This is a genomic window from Actinocorallia aurea (genome assembly GCF_054783995.1).
On record NZ_BAAGPQ010000012.1, the window covers coordinates 94,468 to 114,192 of the forward strand.

Here is a 19,725-nt window from a genome sequence, read left to right on the forward strand (position 1 = left end):
GCCCCGTCAAACGCGCGCCGCCGCACCTGTGGGCGACCGCCGCGGCGCTGATCAGCGCGCTTGCCGGACGCTAACCTTCCGCTGGCTAGCTTGAGCGCGAACCCGACTGAACAGGACATTCGGATGCGCGAGCTCGCCATCGACCCGCCCCAGGCACCCCGACCGTGGTCCGTCGCGGTGGGCATGCTGCTGGGCTTCCTGACGCTGCTCGTCGTCGAAGGGCGGACCGCGCCGTTCGACCTCGCCCTCCACGACTGGGCGATGACGCACCGGCCACCGTGGGCCGAGTCCGCGGCGAGGCTGCTGACCGACACCGCCGTGGGCCTTCCCGTCGCCCTGCTGGCCCTCCTCGCCGGAGCGGTCCTGGCCGGGGCCGCCGCGTCAGCGCGGCGCAGGGCCGTGTGGGCGCTCCTCGCGCTCGCTGCGCTGCTGGCGGGCGCGCTCGTCCGGCGCGGGGCGGGGGAGCTGATCGGCAGGGCGCGCCCGCCGCAGGCCGACTGGGCGGTCTTCGCCGCGGGCAACGCGTTCCCGTCGGGGCACACCACGGCGGCGACCGTCGTCGCGGTGCTGCTGGGCGCGGCGTTCACCCGTCCAGGGGTCCGGGTGCTCATCGCGGCCTGGGCCTTCGGCGTCGGCCTGACCCGGATCTGGCTCGGCGTGCACTGGCCCGCGGACGTCCTCGGCGGATGGTGCCTGGGTCTGCTGTGGGGCGCCGCCGCGGTCTGGTTCCTCAGGAGCGGCCTGCCGGATCGGCTGGCCGGCCGGAACCGCCGAGACCACCGCGACCGCGCCTCGGCATAGCATGACGCCATGGCCCGGCTGCTCGTGGTGGAGGACGACGAGACCATCGGCGACGTGCTCGAATCCCGGCTCCGCGCCCAGGACCACGACGTCGTGTGGGAGCGGACGGGCCTGGGCGCGCTCAAAGCCGCCGAACTCGTCCAGTTCGACCTCGTGCTGCTCGACCTCGGGCTGCCGGACGTGGACGGCGTCGAGGTCTGCAGGCGGCTGCGCCGGATCCAGCCCGCGTGCGTCCTGGTGATGCTGACGGCCCGGCAGGACGAGATGGACGTCGTGCTCGGTCTGGAGGCCGGCGCGGACGACTACCTGACCAAGCCGTTCGGGTTCGCCGCGCTCCTCGCCAGGGTCCGCGCGCACCTGCGGCGGGGCGCGCCCGCGACCGTCGCGGACGGGCGGATCGCCGTCGGCGACCTCGTGATCGACACCGCCGCGCGGCGCTGCACGGTCCTCGGCCGGCCGCTGGAGCTGCGGCCCAAGGAGTTCGACCTGCTGGCGCGGCTCGCCGCCGACGCCGGCACCGCGCTCACCAGGGAGACGCTCATGGACGACGTGTGGGACCTGCACTGGCACGGCTCCACCAAGACGCTCGACGTCCACGTGGCGGCGCTGCGCGGGAAGCTCGCCGCGGCGGCCGAGGAACGCGGGGCCTCCCTTCCCGGGATCGCCACCCTGCGCGGGCACGGATACCGGCTGGAGAGTCCCTCCGGTCCCTGACACGGGCGGCGGGGCGGGAAAGGGGACCGGGGTGCGGAAGCGGATCGTGCGCCTGAGCGTGCTGGCGTCGGTGCTGGCGATCAGCCTGTTCGGAGTGCCGCTGGCCGTCGGGGCGGCCCGCTACTACCTCGCCGACGAGCGGGGGGAACTGGAACGCGTCGCCACCCAGGCCACCCTCGCGATCTCCTCGCAGGTCCTGCGCGGCGCCGTCGTCGCGCTCCCCGAGATCGACGACGAGGCGTCGCTGGGCCTCTACGACGCCTCCGGCCGCCGAACCGCCGGGGCCGGTCCCGCGACGGGCGACGCGGCGGTCCGCGACGCGCTCGGCGGCCTCGTCGAGAACGAGGACGGCCCCTTCGACTTCGTCGTCGCGATCCCGATCGTCGGCGAGAACGGGACGGTGGCGGTCGTGCGGGCCACGGAGTCGCGCTGGGAGGTGTACGGCCAGATCGCGGGCACGTGGCTGCTCATGCTCGCGATCGCCGGAGTCGCGGCCGGGCTGACCTGGCTGCTGGCCCGCGGGCAGGCCCGTCGCCTCGCCCTGCCGATCGAGGATCTCGCGGCGACGGCGACCCGGCTGGGCGAGGGCGACTTCAGCGTCCGCACCCGTCCCAGCGGCATTCCCGAGGTCGACGCGGCGGCCGCCTGCCTGGACGCCACGGCGGAGCGGATCGACGGTCTCATCACCCGCGAGCGCGCCTTCTCCGCCGACGCCTCCCACCAGTTGCGGACGCCGCTCACCGGCCTGAAACTCCGGCTGGAGGAGGCGTTGGAGGACCCGGCGAAGGACAGAACGCGGACGCTCGCCCAGGCGATCGGCACCGTAGACCGCCTGGAGGACACGATCGCCGACCTCCTCGCCCTCGCCAGGCACCGGCCGGACCGCGACCTGCGCCTCGACGTGCCCGCGCTGGCCCGGGAGATCGAACACTCCTGGCACGCCGACGGCCGCGCCGCGTCCCGCCCGCTGCTCGTCCGCCTCGATCCCGACCTGCCGCCGAGTACCGCCTCCGCCGCCGCCGTCCGCCAGATCCTCGCCGTCCTCCTCGACAACGCGTTCCGGCACGGCGCCGGCACCGTGACGGTGACGGCCCGCGACGCCGCCGGCGCCCTGGCCCTGGACGTCTGCGACGAGGGCGACCTCGCCTCGGCCGACGCGCTCTTCGACCGCGCCCCCACCCGCGAGGGCCACGGCATCGGCCTCCCCATGGCCCGCTCCCTCGCCGAGGCCGAACACGGCCGCCTCACCCTCACCCGCCCGTCACCCACCACCTTCACCCTCCTGCTGCCCGGAGACCGGGAGAGCGAAGGCGGCTGAGGCCCGGGGAAGGTCCGTCAGGGGCGGCGACTGTTGAGGCGGGCGGCCTGGCGGGTGAGGTGCAGGCGCTCGGCGGAGTTGGGGGCCTGGCGGGCCGCTTCGGCGTAGAGGCGGGCGGCCGTGGCGGGGTCCCCGTCGCGTTCGTGGAGGTAGGCGGCGACAGCGGCGTAGCGGGGGAGCGAGGGGTCGAGGTCCGCGAGGGCGGCGAGGCCGGCGCGCGGGCCGTCGGCCTCGGCGAGGGCGACGACGCGGTTGAGGCGGGCGATCGGGCTGCCGGTGAGGGCGACGAGTTCGTCGTACCACTCGACGATCTGGACCCAGTCGGTCTCTCCGGCGGCGGGCGCGTCGGCGTGCAGCGCCGCGATCGCCGCCTGCGCCTGGTACTCGCCGAGCCTGTCGCGGGCGAGCGCGGCCTGGAGGATCGCGACGCCCTCGGCGATCGCCCGGGTGTCCCATAGGGCGCGGTCCTGCTCGGCGAGGGGGACGAGGTCGCCCTCGGGGGAGGTCCGGGCGGCGCGGCGCGCGTGGTGCAAGAGCATGAGCGCGAGCAGCCCCGCGACCTCGGGGTGGTCGACCGCCGCGGCGAGCCGATGGGTCAGCCGGATCGCCTCGGCGGCCAGGTCGACGTCGCCGGAGTAGCCCTCGTTGAACACGAGGTAGAGGACGCGCAGGACGGTGGCGACGTCACCGGGCCGGTCCAGGCGGGTTCCGGTGACGGTGCGCTTGGCGCGGCTGATGCGCTGCGCCATGGTCGCCTCCGGCACCAGGTAGGCCCGCGCGATCTGGCGGGTGGTGAGCCCGCCGACGGCGCGCAGCGTCAGCGCGACCGCCGACGACGGCGTCAGCGACGGGTGGGCGCACAGGAAGTAGAGCCAGAGCGTGTCGTCCGTCTCGGGCACCGGGCCCGGCGCGGGCTCCTCCTCGACGAGTTCCTCGCGCCGGTGCCGGGCCGCGTCGCCGCGGGCGGCGTCGAGGAACTTGTGCCAGGCGACGGTCACCAGCCAGCCCTTCGGGTCCCGCGGCGGGTCGGCGGGCCAGCGCCGGACCGCCTCGACCAGCGCGTCCTGGACGGCGTCCTCGGCCGCCGCGAAACCCGCTCCGCGGCGGACGAGGACCCCGATCACGCTCGGGGTGAGGCCCCGCAGGAGGGCCTCGTCGAAGGGCGTGGTCACTCCGCGGTGGCGGGCGGCTCGGTCAGGAACGGGCGCACCTCGAGCCACTCGTGGATCGGCGCGCCGCCCGCCCCGGGCGCGGCCGACAGCTCCCCGGCCAGCTCGACCGCGCGCTCCCAGGTGTCGACGTCGATCACCATCCAGCCGGCGATGAGGTCCTTGGTCTCGGCGAAAGGGCCGTCGACGACCGGCGGGCGCCCCTCGCCGTCGTAGCGGACGAACGCGCCCTCCTGGGACAGCGCCTGGGCGTCGACGAACTCGCCGGCCTCCTCCAGCCGTGCCGCGAAGTCCCGCATGTACTGGACGTGCGCGGTGATCTCCTCAGGCGCCCACTTGTCCATCGGCACGTCGTTCACCGGAGCCGGCGCGCCGCGGTAGTGCTTGAGCAGCAGGTACTTGGCCATTGTGTCTCTCCTCGCAGGCGGTGCGACCCATCTTGGCCGCTTCCACCCCGGGGACGGAGCCGCCCGCGCGTTCTCGACATCCCCTGCCGAAGTTTTTTCCGATTCTCGCCGGGGCGCTCGGCAGGGGGGCGAAGCACCAGGTTCCGGGCTTGACGGTGGAGCATGACGGGGTCTAAGTGACAGAAGTCCAGGTTGATGTGACGAGGAGAGGAACGCGCATGACGGATGCGTCCGAGAGGGTCACCGTGGCGGTGGCCGACGGGGTCGCCGACGTCCGGTTGAACCGGCCGGAGAAGCGCAACGCGCTCGACCCGCAGACGTTCACGGCGCTCGCGGCGGCGGGGGAGCGGTTGAAGACCGAGCCCGGCGTGCGCGTGGTGGTGCTGTCGGGGGAGGGGCCGGACTTCTGCGCGGGGCTGGACTTCACCGCCTTCCAGGCGATGCGGGACGGGCAGCCGCTCTTCGCGCCCACGCCCCTGCCGCCCACCGACGGGCCCGCGCGGGCGGTCGCCCAGCGCGCCGTGTACGTGTGGACGGAGCTGCCGGTGCCGGTGATCGCCGCGGTCCGCGGCAACGCGCTCGGCGGCGGCCTGCAGATCACCCTCGGCGCCGACATCCGCATCGTCAGCCCGGACGCCAGGCTCAGCGTCTTCGAGACGGCGTGGGGCCTCATCCCCGACATGACGGGCACCCAGCTCCTGCCCGAGCTGGTCGGCCGCGACGTGGCCAAGGAGCTGACGTTCACGGCCCGCATCGTCGGCGGCGAGGAGGCCGCCCGCATCGGCCTGGCGACCCGCACCGACCCCGACCCGCTCGCGGCGGCGTTCGCCCTGGCCGCCGAGATCGCCGCCCGCAACCCCCACGCGATCCGCGCGGCCAAGCGCCTCCTGAACCTGGCAGGCCGCACCGACCTGGCCACCGGCCTCGCCGCGGAGCAGAAGGAGATCGCCGCCCTCATCGGCAGTCCGAACCAGGTGGAGGCCGTCACGGCCCGCTTCGAAAAGCGTCCCCCGCGCTTCGAGGACGGCTGAGCGAACCCCACGGGCGTCGCCCGTGGGGTTCAAGGGTTGTCTTATCGGGGGATCGGAAGCACCGTCTCGGCAGCGGGAGGAAAGTAGGCTACTTTTCATACTTGATTGACATGAAAAGGGGTGATGGGGTGCCTGTCGTCCCCGTGGCCGTGAGTCTGCGCGGCGTGGGTCGGAGCTTTCCGGCAGTGGGTGGGACCGGGCGGCGTGCGGTGCTCGACGGAATCGACCTGGAGATCGCTCCGGGGGAGATCGTCGCGGTGCTCGGGCCGTCCGGGTGCGGCAAGTCGACGCTGCTGCGGCTGATCGCCGGTCTCGACACGCCGTCCGAAGGGCGGGTGCTGCTGGACGGGCAGGGGGTCGAAGGCGTCGATCCGCGGACCGCGATCGTGTTCCAGGAGCCCCGGCTGCTGCCCTGGCGTGACCTCACGGGCAACGTCGCGCTCGGCCTGCCCAAGGGCCGCGGGCGCGAAGAGGCCGAACACTGGCTCGACCTCGTGGGGCTCGCCGACTTCCGCGGGCACCGGCCCCGGCAGGTGTCCGGCGGCATGGCCCAGCGGGTCGCGCTGGCCCGGGCGCTGGCCCGCGACCCCGGCGTCCTGCTCCTCGACGAGCCGTTCGCCGCGCTCGACGCCCTCACCCGGCTGCGCATGCAGGACCTGCTCGACGACGTGCGCGGCGACAGCACCGTCGTCATGGTCACCCACGACGTCGGCGAGGCCCTGCACCTCGCCGACCGGATCGTCCTGCTCAGGACCGAAGCCGCCGGCGCGGTCGTCCACTCGGTGACGCGGATCGACGAGCCCCGCCCCCGCGACCGGGGCGGTCCCGCGCTCGCGGCGCTCAGCGCCGAACTCCTCGAACAGCTGGGCGTGCCCAGCCACCATCCGCGAGAACAGGAAACAGCCCGATGATCAGAATGACCGCCGCGCTCGCCGCCCTCACCCTCCTGGCCGCCGGCTGCTCCTCCGGCGAAGGCGACAAGCCCGAGGTCAAGCTCGACTACGCCTACTACAACCCGGCGAGCCTCGTCGTTCGCGAGCAGGGCTGGCTGGAGAAGGACGGCCTCGACGTCACCTGGGTGCTGTCGGCGGGGAGCAACAAGGCCAACGAGAACCTGCGGGCCGGCACGATCGACGTCGGGTCGACGGCCGGGGCCGCCGCGCTCCAGGCCAGGGCGAACGGGACGCCCATCAAGGCGATCGAGATCTACAGCCACCCCGAGTGGACCGCCCTGGTCACCGGCAAGGACTCGCCCATCACTTCCGTCGCCCAGCTCAAGGGCCAGAAGGTGGCGGCGACGAAGGGGACCGATCCCTACTTCTTCCTCCTCCAGGCGCTCCGCGAGGGCGGCCTGTCCAGTACGGACGTCGAGGTCGTCAACCTCCAGCACGGCGACGGGCAGGCCGCCCTCAAGCGCGGCGACGTCGCCGCCTGGGCCGGGCTCGACCCCATCATGGCCACCACGGAGCTGACCGACGGGTCCAAGCTGTTCTACCGGAACACCGAGTTCACCTCCTACGGGTTCCTGAACGCCCGCGAGGCCTTCATCAAGGACCACCCGGATCTCGCCCAGAAGGTCGTCGACGCCTACGAGAAGGCCCGCGAGTGGATCGCCGCCCACCCCGATGAGGCGGTCGCGCTCCTCGCCAAGGAGTCCGGGGTGACGCCGGAGGTCGCCAAGGTGGTGCTGACCCAGAGGACGGACCTCACCGTCAGCCCCGTCCCCGGCGACGCCCAGCGCACGGTGCTGGACCGGATCCTGCCCGTCCTGGTCGAGGAGGGCCAGGTGAAGGACGAAGGCTCGGCCAAGACGGCGCTGGACACCCTCTTCGACCCGCAGTTCGCGCAGAAGGCGGCCGCCTCGTGAGGCTGCCGGTCAAAGGCCTGGTCGTCCCGCTGGCCGCCCTCGCCCTGTGGCAGGTCGCGGTGACGACCGGGCTGTACGGCAGGGAGCAGCTTCCGCCGCCGTCCGATCTCGTCGCGGCGGCCGGGGAGCTCATCGGGCGCGGCGAACTCTGGGAGCATCTCGCGGTCAGCTGCCGGCGCGTCCTCATCGGATTCCTCCTCGGCACGGTCGCGGCCCTGGTGCTCGGCGCGCTCGTCGGGATGGTCCGGCCGGTGCGCGACCTCGCCGGTCCGAGCATCGCCGCGGTGCGGGCCGTGCCGTCGCTGGCCTGGGTGCCGCTGCTGGTGCTGTGGATGGGGATCGGCGAGGGCCCCAAGATCACCCTGATCGCGATCGGGGCGTTCTTCCCCGTCTACACGACGGTCTCCGCGGCCCTCGAACACGCCGACGCGCACCTGCTCGAAGTGGGCCGCGCCTACGGCCTGCACGGCCCCGCGCTCCTCGGCCGGATCCTCCTGCCGAGCATCGCCCCCGCGGCCTTCGCGGGCCTGCGCCTCGGCCTGGCGCAGGCCTGGCTGTTCCTGGTGGCCGCCGAGCTGATCGCCTCGGCCGTCGGCCTGGGCTTCCTGCTCGTCGACAGCCAGAACACCGGCCGCACCGACATCCTGCTGCTCGCCATCATTCTGCTCGCCCTGCTGGGCAAACTGACCGACGCGGTCCTCGGCCTCGTCGAACGGCGCGTCCCGGCCTGAGCGCCCCGCCGCGGAGGCCGCGGCGGGGCGCCCGGCGCTACTCGACGACCTCGGCGCGCTCGATGACGACGTCGTTCAGGGGAACGTCCCCGTGCCCGCCCTGGGAGCCCGTCGGGACGGTCTTGAGGGCGTCGACGACCTCCCGGCCCTCGACCACCTCGCCGAAGACCGCGTAGCCCCACCCGCGCGGCGTCGCGGAGGTGTGGTCAAGGGCCGGGTTGTCGGTGACGTTGATGAAGAACTGCGCCGTCGCCGAGTGCGGCTCGCTCTTGCGGGCCATGGCGACGCTGTAGGCGGTGTTCTTCAGCCCGTTGTCCGCCTCGTTCTCGATGGGCGCGCCGGTCGCCTTCGGCTTCAGGCCCGGCTCCATGCCGCCGCCCTGCACCATGAACCCGTCGATGACGCGGTGGAAGACCGTCCCGTCGTAGAACCCGTCGCCGACGTAGCCGAGGAAGTTCGCGACGGTCTTCGGCGCCTTCTCCGCGTCCAGCCGGATGACGATGTCGCCGAGGCTGGTGTGCAGCCTGACCTTGGACATGGGCGTCCCCACCTTCTGATGCGTAGACGAAAGAAGGCACCCATGATGGCAGGAGCGCAGCCCGATCCCGTCATCGTCGCGCCGGGATTCACGCGTCCGGCAGATCGAGGAGACGCGAAGGGTGGAGGCCGTCGACGGCGCCGATGAACGGGGGGTGGATGCTGTAGCCGAGCATGCGGCGGATATCGGCGGAGACGGCGCGGACGGTCTCCCGCGAGGTGGACAGGGCGAACGCCTCCTGGGTGCGCAGCCACGGCTCGCAGTACTGGGCGGTGGCCGCCAGGCGCGCACGGCCGGTGCGGTTCGCGCCGCCGCCGTGCCAGAGGGTGCCGAGGAACAGGACGCACGATCCGGCGGGCATGACGGCGGCGGCGCGCGGGTCGGCGTCGGTCGGCCGGCGGCCGTCGGGCCAGCGGTGGCTTCCGGGCACGACGACGGTGGCGCCGTTCTCCTCGGTGAAGTCGTCGAGCGCCCACACGGTCGCCACGGACAGCGCCTTGCGCGGCCTGGGCACCGGGTAGAAGCCGTCGTCCGGATGGAGGATCTGGGCGTCCTCGCCCGGCTCGATGTTGATGATCTGCAGCTGGGAGAGCAGGTAGTTGGGCTGGAGCAGCCGGTCCAGCAGCGCCAGCACGCGCGGATGGTCGATGAGGCGGTCGGTGGCGCGGGTCTTGCCGAGCACGCTGTACAGCCGCTGGGTGCGGTGGCCTTCGAACGCGTTGCGGCCGCGTGGGCCCAGCAGCGGGGCCACGGCGGCGCGCACCCCGTCGAGGTCCGCTTCCGACAGCAGGCCGGGCAGCACCACATGGCCGTCGCGGCGCAGCGCCGTCAGGTCCGCCTCCAGGGTTGCGGGGTCGACGCCGCGGTCGCCGCCGTGGTCGGAGCGGTGCGTGCGGGCCAGATCGGTGGCCAGGTCCTCCAGCCGGTTCACCTGCGGATCGGTCATGACTCGTGCCCTCTCTCCAGGGGAGCGCCGACGGCTCCGGTGACGAACGCCCACAGTTCGGCGGTGACGCGGGCCCGGTCCGGCCGCGGTGTCCGCCCGAGCGCGAGCGCCACGGCCTGCTGCACGCCGCCCAGCACGGCGGCCGCCAGCAGTTCGGGATCCCGGTCCGCGGGCAGGTCGCCGTCGCGCTGCCCGCGCGCCATGTTGGCCGCGCCCATCTCGACGGCCCGGTGCCGGCGCGGCACCTCGATGTCGGTGACCGCCGCCTCGTGCCCGAGCCGGCCGAGGATCGCCGGCGCGAGCGGATCGTCGTACAGGTGTCCCACCCACGCCTCGACCCGCGCCCGCTCCCGGTCGTGCCAGCGCGCGCCCGGGAACTCCCGGACGGACGCCGCGGCGTCGAGCCGGTCGTAGAACTCGCCGACGACCGTCGCCAGCAGACCGCCGCGCGTCCCGAAGTACCGGTACGGCAGCCCGGCGCTCACCCCGGCCCGCCGCGCGACCGCCGCGACCTCCACATCCCCGTGGGCGGCGAGCTCCGCCGCCGCCGCGTCAAGGATCCGCCGCCGCGCCGCCTCACCGCGCGCCGACCACCGCCCCGCTTCGCGCATGGTCCCGAAACTAAGTTGAACTCAACTCATTCTTCAAGGGCCCGCCGGGCGGAACCCGTGGCCTGTGCCGGTCTCGGGCGGCCGGGCGGGGGCGTCCCGTGGAGGAGGTGATCAGGGCTTGCGGCCTATGGCGCCGACGCTCCAGAAGGCGTCGGGGGCGGTGTCGCGGGAGAGGGGGGAGGGATTCCAGTCGGGCAGCGGGACCAGGCCGGGGGGAAGGAGGTCGAGTCCGTCGAGGAGCGCCCGGATCTGGGCGAGGGAGCGGACCTGGCCGCGGCCCTCGTCGAGCAGGCCCTCATCGGTGAACAGCCTGGTCATGTCCGCGGCCTTGCGCTCGGCGGGGTCGCGGACGACGTGGACGAGCAGGAGGTGGTCGCCGGGGGAGAGGCGGTCGACGAGGCGCCGGGCGACGGCGGCGGCCGTGGTGTCGTCCATGACCGCGAGGATGTTGCGGACCAGGACCGCGATCGGCTTCGCGCGGTCGATGAATCCGGCGAGTTCCGGATGGTCGAGGACGCCGTCCGGGTCGCGGGGGTCGCCCTGCACGGCGCGGACGAGAGGGCGGCCCGGTATGACGGTCTTGCCGCTGTTGTCGAGGATCGCGCGTCCGTGGACCACGACGACGGGGTCCTCGTCGACGTAGGCGACGCGGGCGGGCGCGCCGAGGTCCTGGAGGATCTCGTGGGGGCTGCCGCAGGTGGGCAGGCCGCAGCCGATGTCGACGTACTGGTCGATGCCCTCCTCGGCGAGCCGGGCGATCGCCCGCTGGAGGAACCTGCGCTGCTCGGCGATGATGACGGGCAGGTCGGGCGCGATTCCGAGGAGTTCGTCGCCCACCTTCCGGTCGGCGGCGAAGTGGTCCTTGCCGCCTTCCAGGTAATCCATCACCCGGGCGAAATTGGGAACTCTCCCGTCAATCCGGTGCACAGGCTCGCTCATCCCCCGAAGCCTAGACCTTCCGCCCGTCGCTGTCTCACCGAGCGTCGGCCGCGACGTCACCCAGAGGCACGGCGGGGCGGGCCCTCGACAGGCGGTGACGGGGTCGGCATGCTGTGGCGCATGAGCAAATGGACGGCTGCGGACATCCCCGATCAGACAGGTCGCACCTTCGTCGTCACCGGGGCGAACAGCGGGCTGGGGCTGGAGAGCGCGCGGCGGCTGGCCGAGCACGGCGCGCACGTGATCATGACGGCGCGCGATCCGGAGAAGGGACGTGCGGCGGCGGCGGGCCTGCCCGGCTCGGTGGAGGTTCGCACCCTCGACCTCGCCGACCTGGAGTCGGTCGCCCGGTTCGCCGCAGGCGTCGAGCGCGCCGACGTGCTCGTCAACAACGCGGGCGTGATGATGACACCGCGCCGCACCACCGCGCAGGGCTTCGAACTCCAGCTCGGCACCAACCACCTCGGGCACTTCGCGCTGACGGCGCTGCTGTACCCGGTGCTGCGCGCCGGATCGGCGCCCCGGATCGTCACCGTCAGCTCCGGCCTGCACAAGCGCGGCAGGATCGACTTCGACGACCTGGCCGCCGAACGCTCCTACTCGCCGAGCCGCGCCTACGCCCAGTCCAAGTTCGCCAACGTGCTGTTCGCGCTGGAGCTCGACCGGCGGCTGCGCGCGGCGGGCGACCCCGCGATCAGCGTCCTCGCCCACCCCGGCTACTCGGCCACCAACCTGCAGACGTCCGGACCGACCGGCCTGCTGAGCCTCGGCGGCCGCATCGGCAACCTCCTGCTGGCCCAGCATGTCAGCAAGGGCGCGCTCGACCAGCTGTACGCAGCCACCGCCCCGGGCGTCCAAGGCGGCGAGTTCTACGGCCCCGACGGCCTCGGTGAAAGCCGCGGCCACCCCGTCCTCGTCCGCCCGGTCCGCTCCGCGACCGACCCCGAGACCGCCCGCCGCCTCTGGGACGTCTCGGAGAAGCTGACCGGCGTCTCCTTCCCCCTCTGACCCCGAGGAGGAGTCTTGGAGTCCCACGTGCAACCCCGGGAAGGGCGGCTGAGCGGGCCGCTCGTCCTGAGGTCCGGGCAGGTGCTGCCGAACCGGGTGATGAAGTCCGCGCTCAGCGAAGGGCTCGCCGAGTCCGGCGGAGCGCCCGGCGTCCGGCTGGAGACGCTTTACCGGCGGTGGGCCTCGGGCGGCTACGGGCTGACCGTGACGGGGAACGTCATGGTCGACGGGCGGCACCTGGGCGAGCCGGGCAACGTCGTGGTGGAGGACGAGCGCCATCTCGCCGCGCTGACGCGTTGGGCCGACGGCTGCCGGGCCGGAGGCGGACCCGTCTGGGTGCAGCTCAACCATCCGGGACGGCAGGCCAACCGGCGGGTCGGGCGGAACCGGCCCGTCGCGCCGAGCGCCGTGGCCGCACGCGTTCCGGGGGCGGCAAGACCCCGCGCGCTCGACGACACCGAGATCCGCGACATCGTCCGGCGGTTCGGGGCGTCCGCCGCGATCGTCGAGGCGGCGGGGTTCGACGGGGTCCAGATCCACGCGGCGCACGGCTACCTCGTCACCCAGTTCCTCTCGCCCGCGGCGAACCTGCGCGACGACGCCTGGGGCGGCGATCCCGAGCGGCGGCGCCGCTTCGTCCTGGAGGTGCTGCGCGCGGTGCGGGCGGCGGTGAGCCCCGGCTTCTCCGTCGGGATCAAGCTCAACTCGGCGGACTTCCAGCGCGGCGGGTTCACCGAGGAGGAGTCCCGCGGCGTCGTCGGCGCGCTCGCCGCGGAGGGCGTCGACCTCATCGAGATCAGCGGCGGCTCCTACGAGGCCCCGGCGATGATGGGCGTGATGGCCGAGTCGACCCGCGCGCGGGAGGCCTACTTCCTGGACTACGCGCGGACGGTGCGCGCCGTCGCCGGGGACGTCCCGATCGCCGTCACCGGAGGGTTCCGCACCCGCGCGGCGATGGAGCGGGCGCTGGCCGACGGGGACTGCGACCTGATCGGCCTCGGCCGTCCCGCCTGCACCACCCCCGACGCCGCCGACGCCCTCCTCGTCCGGGGCCGGGACCGCCTCGACGTCCCGCAGATGCGCATGGGGGCCCGCGCCGTCCTCGGCCGGCTCACCGACCTCCGGCCGCTCGACAGCGCCGTCGACCTCCAGTGGCACGCCGACCAGCTCCACCGCATGGCCGCCGGCCGCGATCCCGACCCGTCCCGCCCCTGGTGGAGCAGCCTTCTGTCCATGCTCAGCACAGGTCCCACCGCCCTCCGCCCCCGGCGCTCCTGAACGCGGTCGCGCCGGGGCGTGGAGGAGAGGGTCAGGCCGGCGCCTCGACCGGGGCGGCGGTCTTGCGGGCGGTGCGGCGGGTGCGGGTCGGCAGGCCGAAGGTCGGGTTGGCGACGCTCCAGACGGCGCCCTTGCAGATCAGTTCCTTGTAGAGGGCGGCGACGCGGCCGGTGAGGGCGGCCGGGACGGCCCGGTCGTCGGCGGTGACGAACTGGATGACCGCCTCCTTGCGGCCGAGCGAGACGCACTGCTGGAGGTAGCGGATCGGGACGTGCGGGAGCTTGCCGCCGGTGAGGCGCGCCGCGATCGCGTCGGCGGCCTGCAGCGCGGTGAAACCGCCCGAGGCGCACGACATCCGGAGCGGCTTGTCGCCCGGGCCCATCGCGTAGGCGGCGTCGCCGACGGCGTACACGTCGGGGTGCGAGACCGAGCGCATGGTCGCGTCGACGACGATCTGCCCGGTGTCGGCCACGTCCAGCGAGGTGGCGGCGGCGATCGGGTGGACGGCGAAGCCGGTGGTCCAGATCGTCGCGGCCGAGGGGATCGAGCCGCCTTCGACGAGGACGGCCCCGGCCTCGACCCCGGTCACCGCGGTGTGCTCGTGGACGGTGATGCCGAGCGCTGCGGCGACCTTCCGCAGGTGCGCCCGCGCCTTCGGGGCGAGCCAGTCGCCGAACCCGCCGCGGGCGGCGAGGGCGACCTTCAGGTCGGGGCGGGCCTCGGCGATCTCCGTGGCGGCCTCCAGGCCGGTGAGCCCGCCGCCGACGACGACCACGGACCGCCCGGCGTCGAGGCCCGCGAGGTGCTCGCGCAGGCGCAGGGCCCCGGGGCGGCTCGCGACCTCGTGGGCGTGCTCGGCCGCGCCGGGGACGCCGTGGTCGGCCCACCCGCTGCCGAGGGCGTACACGAGCGTGTCGTATCCGAGTTCGTCCGCGCCGTCGGCGCCGGTGACGGCGACGACCTTGCGGTCGGCGTCGACGGCGGTCACGCGGGCGAGGCGGAGCGCGACGCCGGTGCCCGCGAACAGATCGGCGAGCGGGCGCGGCTTGAGCTCCTGCCCGGCGGCCAGCTGGTGCATCCGGACCCGTTCCACGAAGTCGGGTTCGGCGTTGACGAGGGTGATCTGGACGTCGTCGCGGTGCAGCCGCTTGGCGAGGCGACCGGCGGCGGTCGCTCCGGTGTATCCGGCGCCGAGGACGACGATGCGGTGCTTCATGGCCTTTTCTCCTGCTCTGTAGCGACTTCGCAACTTGAGCCGGACAGGCCGCCGATTCCTGACGGATCTCGGACGTGATGTGGGCCACATGTTCGCCAGGTGGCCGTCAGGCGCCCGTCAGGTGCCCGTCACCAGGCCGTGAACAGGGGCTCCCCGTGGTCTTCGGTGGCGGCCCACTGCGCGGTCGCCCGGGTGAGCTTGTCGGGATTGACCTGGTTGCGCAGTGCGGTGACGCCTTCGGCGGTGACCTCCAGGCACATGACCCCCACGACCCGGCCGTCGAGGACCGCGACGACGGCGGGGTCGCCGTTGGCCGTCCAGGCGTACACCTGCGGCGTGCCGCCGACGATGGCGCGCTTGGACGCGGCGGGCTTGAACAGCCCCCGGACGAACGTCGCGACCGCCAGGGCCCCCTCGAACGCCTTGGCGCGGGCCGGCACCTTCCCGCCGCCGTCGCCGACCGAGACGGCGTCCGCGGTGAGCAGCCGCACGAGCGGCTCGGTCCGTCCGCTGGCGGCCGCCGCGAGGAACTCCTCGACGATCCGGCGGGCGCTCGCCGCGTCGATCTCGGTGCGGGCACTGCCGTCCGCGAGGTGCCCCTTGGCGCGGTGGAGGATCTGCTGGCTGGCGGCCTCGGTGGTGTCGAGGATCGCGGCGATCTCCCGGTGGGGGTAGTCGAACGCCTCCCGCAGCACGTAGACGGCGCGCTCGTTCGGCGACAGGCGCTCCATGAGGGTGAGCACCGCGAAGGACACCGATTCGCGCTGCTCGGCGGTGTCGGCCGGGCCGAGCATCGGGTCTCCGGCGAGCAGCGGCTCGGGAAGCCATTCGCCCACGTAGGTCTCGCGCCGCGCCCGCGCGGAGGACAGCTCGGTCAGGCACAGGTTGGTGAGCACCTTGGTCAGCCAGGCCTCCGGCACCTCGATGCGCGCGGGGTCGGCGGCCTGCCAGCGCAGGAACGTCTCCTGGACGGCGTCCTCGGCCTCTCCGGCGGAGCCGAGGAGGCGGTAGGCGATGGCCTGAAGGCGACGCCTTGAGGCCTCGAAGCGGTCGACGTCCGCCGCGCTGAGGGGCATGGCCCACAGCTTAGAGGTCGCGCAGAGGGGCACAAGTGCGCGCTCGCCCTCTGCGCATCCCTCCTCGGGGGCGTCGGCGCTTCAGCACCCGCTCTGCCGTTGTCGTGTCCGGTAGCGGCTGACGTTCACGGCGTTCGCGCACCGAACGCTGCAGAAGCGACGGCGGCCGTTGCGTGAGGTGTCCAGGAAGACGAGCGGACATCCGCTGCGTCCGCAGTGGCCGAGCCGTCCGCCGGCGCCGTCCGCGACCAGGTGGGCGAGTCCGGCGGCGGTGAGCGCCTTGACCCGCGCGGCAAGGGGCGCGTGCAAGGGGGCGTAGTGGAGGTGGTGGGCGAGACCGTCGTGGCTGACGAGGCGGGGGCGGCAGTCCGCGGCGATGAGGAGGGCGTCCACCAGGGTCGCCTGCCGCGCCGCTGTGGTCTCGAAGACCTGCCGGAGCCGGAGCGTCCACTGCCGGAGGTCCTCGACCATCGCGTCGTCGGCGGTCGCCTGATGCACGTCATGGCCGCTCAGCAGTTCGGTGAGCCATGACGCGTGGGGTGAGGGCTGATTGACGAGCGCCGCGGCTATGGAGGCTCCCGCCGAAGTGTAAGTGTTGAACTGCACAAAGCAATTACAGCATCGTGATCCCATGGACGCGAACATGGAGACGGTCACAGCGGAGAGCAGCCGCGCCGGCGGCGGTGAGTCAGCCTTCGGTAGGGGGATGGCCAGCGGTCTGATCGCGGTGGCCATGTGGGGACTCGCCCCGGTCGCCACCCGCGCGATCGTCACCGAACTGCCGCCGCTGCACCTCGCCGCGCTGCGCACGCTCGCGGCGGGCGTCGTCCTGCTGCCATGGTGCGTGCCCGTGCTGAGACGACTCGACCGGGCCACCGCGGTCCGCCTCGTCGCCGCGGGTCTCCTCGGCATGGTCGGCTACACCCTGCCCGTGGCCCTCGGCATCCAGTGGCTGCCGGCGTCGACCGCCGCACTGATCCTGGCGACCGAACCGATCTGGATCCTGGGCCTCGGCCGGGTGTTCCTGGCCGAGTCGGTCTCCGCCTGGGCCTGGGGCGGGTCCGCTGTCGCCTTGGCCGGGATCGCCGTCCTCGCCGGTCCGGACGCCCTGCACGCCGAGTCCGGAGGCCGCGCGCTCGCGGGCTTCGGTCTGGTGATGCTGGGCACCGCGCTCTTCGGGGCGTACACGATCGTGCTGCGCCCGCTCAGCCTCGCCCACGGCCCTCTGGCGGCCACCGCGGCCTCCACGGCGGTCGGAGCCGTCCCCTATCTGGCACTCACCTGGATGATCCCCGCGCACCGGCTCGCCGCGCTGCCGGGGGCGGCCTGGGGCCAACTGGCCTTTCTCGCTCTCGGCAGCACCGTGGCCGGCATGCTGCTGTGGAACCTGGCCGTGGCCCGGTCCGGAAGCAGCCGGGCCGGCCTTCTGCTCTTCCTGGAACCTCTGGTCGGCGTCGTCGGGGGCATCGCCCTGCTCGGCGAGCGCCTCTCGGCCGGAAGCGCCCTCGGCGGGGCCGTCATCATCCTCGGCGTGACGATCGCGTGGGCGGCCCAGCGCCGAGCGGGAACGGGGTGAGGAATCCCGTGGCCGTCCTGCCGACCTGGACCCGATCGCGGTCGACGGGTCGATCACCAAAGCCCTTTGGAGGCGGCGAGGCGGGCCCGTCCGCTTCCTGCGGTACGCGCCCGAGACGGCTGACCTCAGGTGGACAAACGATCTGTTCGTGCGGGCCGCCTGGCAGAGTGGAACGCCTCTTCTGCCGGTGGAGTTCTCCGCCCTGTGACTCGGGAGGCACCGATGCCCGAGGGGATCGCGTCGCCGTTCGTGAGCGAGCTCCAGCGGATGCTGGCCGACCGCGGGATGTCCTGGCGGAGGCTCGCGGACCTGATGGGCTACCACCCGAGCTGGCTGAGCAAGGTGCGGCACGGGTCGCCGCCGTCCGCCGACTTCGTGCGGCGCTGCGACGAGGCGCTCGGGGCCGGGGGAAGGCTGATCGCGCTCGCGGCGGTGCGGGACGTCCTGCGGCCCGCCCAGATCCCGGTGCCGCCCGCGCGGTTCGTGGGACGGCAGCGGGAGCTGCGCCGGATGCGGGAGGTGCTGGTCGGACGGGCCGGGGAGGGGACGCCGCGCGTGGTGATCGTGCACGGCCCGCCCGGCGCGGGCAAGACCGCGCTCGCGCTGCGCTGCGCGCACGAGCTGCGCCACGCCGACGGCGGGCACTTCCCGGACGGCGAGCTGTTCGTCAACCTGCACGGGTACTCCGACAGACGCCAGGCGATCCGGGCCGAGGACGTCCTGGAAGAGCTCCTGCTGGCGCTGGGCGTCTCGCCCGGCGGCGTTCCGGCGGGCGGCGAGCGGCGGGCGGGCCTCTTCCGTTCGGTGCTCGCCCAGAGCCGCGTGCTCATCGTCCTGGACAACGCCTCGTCGTCGGCGCAGGTCGAGCCGCTGCTGCCCGGCGCGCCGGGCTCCGGCGTCGTCGTCACCAGCCGCAAGATGCTCGCGAGCACCGCGCTGCAGACCGAGGCGGCCAGCGTGGAACTCGGCGCGGTGACCCGCGCGGACGCCGTCGCGATCCTCGCGGCGGCGATCCCGCCCGCGGTCAGCGCCGCGCAGCGGCCCCAGCTGGAGACGCTCGCCGATCAGTGCGGCTGCCTCCCGCTGGCGCTGCGGATCGTCGCCGAACGGCTCGTCGTCAGGTCGAGCCGACAGATCGGCGACCTCGTGGAGGAACTCTCCGAGCAGCGGCTGGACGCCCTGTCGTCCGGGGACTCCCCGCCGCTGCGCAGCGTCTTCGAGTGGTCGTACCAGGAGCTCGCGCCGCCGGAGCGCCGGATGTTCCGGCTGCTCGGGCTGCATCCGGGCGCGGAGTTCGACGACGGGGCCGCGGCGGCGCTCGCGGGCGTGCCCGTGGTGGACGCGCGCCGCCTTTTGGAGCGGCTGCGGGCGGTGCACCTCATCGAGGACGCGCCGCACGGCCGCCACCAGTTCCACGACCTGCTGAAGGCCTACGCCGACGACCGGGTGCGGGCCGACGAGACCGAGGCCGAGCGGGTCAGGGCGCAGTACCGGCTGAGCGCCTGGTACCTGCGCTGCGCGGCGGCGGCAGGGCGGCTCCTCGCGCCGTTCCGCCGCAACGAGCTGGGGCCGCCCGACGCGCCGGGGGTTCCGGTCCCCGAGCTGCGCGACGCCGCGCAGGCGCTGCGCTGGTGCGACCTTGAGGCCGAGAGCTTCACGCCGGTGCTCGCCGTCGCCGCGGATCTGGGCTTCCACGAGGTGGCCTGGAAGCTGGGCGTCGCCCTGTTCGACTACCTGCGGCTGCTGCGCGTGCCGGGGCGGCTGTGGCTGGACGCCACGGGCACGGCGCTGCGCGCCGCCCGGGCGGCCGGCGATCCGTACGCGCAGGCGTGGGTGGAGACGAGCATGGCCGAGGCCTGCCGCTGGCTCGGGCAGTACGACCGGGCGGCGCGCCTGTTCGAGCGGGCGCTGGCGGTGCGGCGGCTGATCGAAGACCGTCCGGGCGAGGGGTGGACGCTGGCGGGTCTCGGGTTCCTCGCGGTGGACCGGGACCGGCTGGAGGAGGCCGGGGACTGGGCGAGGGCCGCGATGGCCGCCTTTCGCAAGACGGGCGATCTCAACGGCGTCGCCTCCGCGCTGTTCACCCTCGCCGACGTGCACCAGGGGCAGGGCCGCTTCGACGAGGCGCTGCGGGCGCTGGACGAGTCGATGGCGATCTTCGCCGAGATCGGCAACAGCGACGGCGCGGCCCTGACGGCGACCAAGCGGGCCGACGTGCATCTGGCGCAGGGCAGGCCGCAGCAGGCGCTGGCCGTCCTGGACTCGGCGATCGAGGCGCGCCGCGCGGCGGGGTCGCGCTGGGGCGAGGCCGACGGGCTGGTCCGCAGGGCGAGGGTGCTGCACGGGCTCGGCCTCGCCGAGCCGGCCCGCCGCTCGCTGGTCTCGGCCGCCGATCTCTACGAGACGGTGGACGCAGCCCAGGCCGTCCGGATCCGCGCCTATCTGCGCGACGCGGATCCGGCGTTCATGTCGGCGCGGCTGCCGCCGGTCGGCTGGTGA

20 protein-coding genes are annotated in these 19,725 nt (G+C 73.9%); 11 read left to right on the forward strand and 9 right to left on the reverse strand.

Going from position 1 to position 19,725, the window contains the following annotated elements; translation table 11 throughout:
* Positions 1 to 123 precede the first annotated feature (123 nt).
* The 3 genes from ACYVOM_RS12860 to ACYVOM_RS12870 are packed head-to-tail and all read left to right on the forward strand — an operon-like array spanning position 124 to position 2,833.
* Positions 124 to 801: a phosphatase PAP2 family protein gene (locus ACYVOM_RS12860; protein ID WP_460303545.1), complete on the forward strand. Its 678-nt coding sequence runs from the start codon at positions 124 to 126 to the stop codon at positions 799 to 801.
* A gap of 9 nt (positions 802 to 810) precedes the next feature.
* Complete coding sequence (locus tag ACYVOM_RS12865; RefSeq protein ID WP_460303546.1) at positions 811 to 1,515, forward strand: response regulator transcription factor; 705 nt, start codon at positions 811 to 813, stop codon at positions 1,513 to 1,515.
* 31 nt (positions 1,516 to 1,546) lie between these two features.
* Positions 1,547 to 2,833 (forward strand): sensor histidine kinase, encoded by a 1,287-nt coding sequence (locus ACYVOM_RS12870; protein WP_460303547.1) that lies wholly within the window; start codon positions 1,547 to 1,549, stop codon positions 2,831 to 2,833.
* A gap of 17 nt (positions 2,834 to 2,850) precedes the next feature.
* Here ACYVOM_RS12870 and ACYVOM_RS12875 read toward each other — a convergent pair whose 3' ends face one another.
* On the reverse strand, positions 2,851 to 4,005 hold the full coding sequence (locus tag ACYVOM_RS12875; protein WP_460303548.1) for an RNA polymerase sigma factor: 1,155 nt from the start codon (positions 4,003 to 4,005) through the stop codon (positions 2,851 to 2,853).
* Positions 4,002 to 4,409: a YciI family protein gene (locus tag ACYVOM_RS12880; protein WP_460303549.1), complete on the reverse strand. Its 408-nt coding sequence runs from the start codon at positions 4,407 to 4,409 to the stop codon at positions 4,002 to 4,004. Before ACYVOM_RS12880 ends, ACYVOM_RS12875 begins: the two co-directional genes overlap by 4 nt.
* A gap of 218 nt (positions 4,410 to 4,627) precedes the next feature.
* Between ACYVOM_RS12880 and ACYVOM_RS12885 the strand changes: the two genes are divergently transcribed.
* The 4 genes from ACYVOM_RS12885 (at position 4,628) to ACYVOM_RS12900 (ending at position 8,038) form a co-directional block, all read left to right on the forward strand.
* On the forward strand, positions 4,628 to 5,440 hold the full coding sequence (locus ACYVOM_RS12885) for a crotonase/enoyl-CoA hydratase family protein (RefSeq protein WP_460303550.1): 813 nt from the start codon (positions 4,628 to 4,630) through the stop codon (positions 5,438 to 5,440).
* Positions 5,441 to 5,625: 185 nt separating this feature from the next.
* A complete protein-coding gene (locus ACYVOM_RS12890) occupies positions 5,626 to 6,351 on the forward strand; it encodes an ABC transporter ATP-binding protein (RefSeq protein ID WP_460303551.1) in 726 nt (241 codons plus the stop codon).
* Positions 6,348 to 7,307 (forward strand): aliphatic sulfonate ABC transporter substrate-binding protein, encoded by a 960-nt coding sequence (locus tag ACYVOM_RS12895; RefSeq protein ID WP_460303552.1) that lies wholly within the window; start codon positions 6,348 to 6,350, stop codon positions 7,305 to 7,307. The genes ACYVOM_RS12890 and ACYVOM_RS12895 overlap by 4 nt, the downstream gene beginning before the upstream one ends.
* Positions 7,304 to 8,038, forward strand: a complete 735-nt coding sequence (locus tag ACYVOM_RS12900) for an ABC transporter permease (protein ID WP_460303553.1) — start codon at positions 7,304 to 7,306, stop codon at positions 8,036 to 8,038. Before ACYVOM_RS12895 ends, ACYVOM_RS12900 begins: the two co-directional genes overlap by 4 nt.
* Before the next feature lie 37 nt (positions 8,039 to 8,075).
* On the opposite strand, the gene ACYVOM_RS12905 is transcribed toward ACYVOM_RS12900, so the two are convergent.
* From ACYVOM_RS12905 to ACYVOM_RS12920, 4 genes are all read right to left on the reverse strand, one after another.
* The gene (locus tag ACYVOM_RS12905) at positions 8,076 to 8,576 is read right to left on the reverse strand and encodes a peptidylprolyl isomerase (protein ID WP_460303554.1); all 501 of its coding nucleotides are present in this window, start codon (positions 8,574 to 8,576) and stop codon (positions 8,076 to 8,078) included.
* Positions 8,577 to 8,664: 88 nt separating this feature from the next.
* On the reverse strand, positions 8,665 to 9,522 hold the full coding sequence (locus ACYVOM_RS12910) for a phytanoyl-CoA dioxygenase family protein (RefSeq protein ID WP_460303555.1): 858 nt from the start codon (positions 9,520 to 9,522) through the stop codon (positions 8,665 to 8,667).
* Complete coding sequence (locus ACYVOM_RS12915; protein WP_460303556.1) at positions 9,519 to 10,133, reverse strand: TetR/AcrR family transcriptional regulator; 615 nt, start codon at positions 10,131 to 10,133, stop codon at positions 9,519 to 9,521. The genes ACYVOM_RS12910 and ACYVOM_RS12915 overlap by 4 nt, the downstream gene beginning before the upstream one ends.
* A gap of 111 nt (positions 10,134 to 10,244) precedes the next feature.
* Positions 10,245 to 11,072, reverse strand: a complete 828-nt coding sequence (locus ACYVOM_RS12920) for an SAM-dependent methyltransferase (RefSeq protein ID WP_460303557.1) — start codon at positions 11,070 to 11,072, stop codon at positions 10,245 to 10,247.
* 120 nt (positions 11,073 to 11,192) lie between these two features.
* Between ACYVOM_RS12920 and ACYVOM_RS12925 the strand changes: the two genes are divergently transcribed.
* Together ACYVOM_RS12925 and ACYVOM_RS12930 are read left to right on the forward strand one after the other, a co-directional pair.
* Complete coding sequence (locus tag ACYVOM_RS12925; RefSeq protein ID WP_460303558.1) at positions 11,193 to 12,080, forward strand: oxidoreductase; 888 nt, start codon at positions 11,193 to 11,195, stop codon at positions 12,078 to 12,080.
* A gap of 15 nt (positions 12,081 to 12,095) precedes the next feature.
* Positions 12,096 to 13,358, forward strand: coding sequence for an NADH:flavin oxidoreductase/NADH oxidase family protein (locus tag ACYVOM_RS12930; protein WP_460303559.1), 1,263 nt, complete (start codon positions 12,096 to 12,098; stop codon positions 13,356 to 13,358).
* Positions 13,359 to 13,389: 31 nt separating this feature from the next.
* Here the strand turns inward: ACYVOM_RS12930 and ACYVOM_RS12935 are convergent, their stop codons facing one another.
* The 3 genes from ACYVOM_RS12935 to ACYVOM_RS12945 form a co-directional block, all read right to left on the reverse strand.
* Positions 13,390 to 14,574, reverse strand: coding sequence for an NAD(P)/FAD-dependent oxidoreductase (locus tag ACYVOM_RS12935; RefSeq protein ID WP_460303560.1), 1,185 nt, complete (start codon positions 14,572 to 14,574; stop codon positions 13,390 to 13,392).
* Between the two features lie 128 nt (positions 14,575 to 14,702).
* A complete protein-coding gene (gene sigJ, locus ACYVOM_RS12940) occupies positions 14,703 to 15,650 on the reverse strand; it encodes an RNA polymerase sigma factor SigJ (protein ID WP_460303561.1) in 948 nt (315 codons plus the stop codon).
* 81 nt (positions 15,651 to 15,731) lie between these two features.
* The gene (locus ACYVOM_RS12945) at positions 15,732 to 16,256 is read right to left on the reverse strand and encodes a CGNR zinc finger domain-containing protein (protein WP_460303562.1); all 525 of its coding nucleotides are present in this window, start codon (positions 16,254 to 16,256) and stop codon (positions 15,732 to 15,734) included.
* 25 nt (positions 16,257 to 16,281) lie between these two features.
* Here ACYVOM_RS12945 and ACYVOM_RS12950 point away from each other — a divergent pair, with 25 nt between their 5' ends.
* Both ACYVOM_RS12950 and ACYVOM_RS12955 read left to right on the forward strand, forming a co-directional pair.
* The gene (locus tag ACYVOM_RS12950; RefSeq protein ID WP_460303563.1) at positions 16,282 to 17,226 is read left to right on the forward strand and encodes a DMT family transporter; all 945 of its coding nucleotides are present in this window, start codon (positions 16,282 to 16,284) and stop codon (positions 17,224 to 17,226) included.
* Positions 17,227 to 17,448: 222 nt separating this feature from the next.
* A complete protein-coding gene (locus ACYVOM_RS12955) occupies positions 17,449 to 19,725 on the forward strand; it encodes an ATP-binding protein (RefSeq protein WP_460303564.1) in 2,277 nt (758 codons plus the stop codon).

Excerpts from the sequence above, each read along its gene's own strand:
- ACYVOM_RS12860 (WP_460303545.1), top strand. The coding sequence starts at position 124 with ATGCGCGAGCTCGCCATCGACCCGCCCCAGGCACCCCGACCGTGGTCC.
- ACYVOM_RS12865 (WP_460303546.1), top strand. The coding sequence starts at position 811 with ATGGCCCGGCTGCTCGTGGTGGAGGACGACGAGACCATCGGCGACGTG.
- ACYVOM_RS12880 (WP_460303549.1), bottom strand. The coding sequence starts at position 4,409 with ATGGCCAAGTACCTGCTGCTCAAGCACTACCGCGGCGCGCCGGCTCCG.
- ACYVOM_RS12885 (WP_460303550.1), top strand. The coding sequence starts at position 4,628 with ATGACGGATGCGTCCGAGAGGGTCACCGTGGCGGTGGCCGACGGGGTC.
- ACYVOM_RS12895 (WP_460303552.1), top strand. The coding sequence starts at position 6,348 with ATGATCAGAATGACCGCCGCGCTCGCCGCCCTCACCCTCCTGGCCGCC.
- ACYVOM_RS12905 (WP_460303554.1), bottom strand. The coding sequence starts at position 8,576 with ATGTCCAAGGTCAGGCTGCACACCAGCCTCGGCGACATCGTCATCCGG.
- ACYVOM_RS12910 (WP_460303555.1), bottom strand. The coding sequence starts at position 9,522 with ATGACCGATCCGCAGGTGAACCGGCTGGAGGACCTGGCCACCGATCTG.
- ACYVOM_RS12915 (WP_460303556.1), bottom strand. The coding sequence starts at position 10,133 with ATGCGCGAAGCGGGGCGGTGGTCGGCGCGCGGTGAGGCGGCGCGGCGG.
- ACYVOM_RS12920 (WP_460303557.1), bottom strand. The coding sequence starts at position 11,072 with ATGAGCGAGCCTGTGCACCGGATTGACGGGAGAGTTCCCAATTTCGCC.
- ACYVOM_RS12925 (WP_460303558.1), top strand. The coding sequence starts at position 11,193 with ATGAGCAAATGGACGGCTGCGGACATCCCCGATCAGACAGGTCGCACC.
- ACYVOM_RS12935 (WP_460303560.1), bottom strand. The coding sequence starts at position 14,574 with ATGAAGCACCGCATCGTCGTCCTCGGCGCCGGATACACCGGAGCGACC.
- sigJ (WP_460303561.1), bottom strand. The coding sequence starts at position 15,650 with ATGCCCCTCAGCGCGGCGGACGTCGACCGCTTCGAGGCCTCAAGGCGT.
- ACYVOM_RS12950 (WP_460303563.1), top strand. The coding sequence starts at position 16,282 with ATGGACGCGAACATGGAGACGGTCACAGCGGAGAGCAGCCGCGCCGGC.
- ACYVOM_RS12955 (WP_460303564.1), top strand. The coding sequence starts at position 17,449 with ATGCCCGAGGGGATCGCGTCGCCGTTCGTGAGCGAGCTCCAGCGGATG.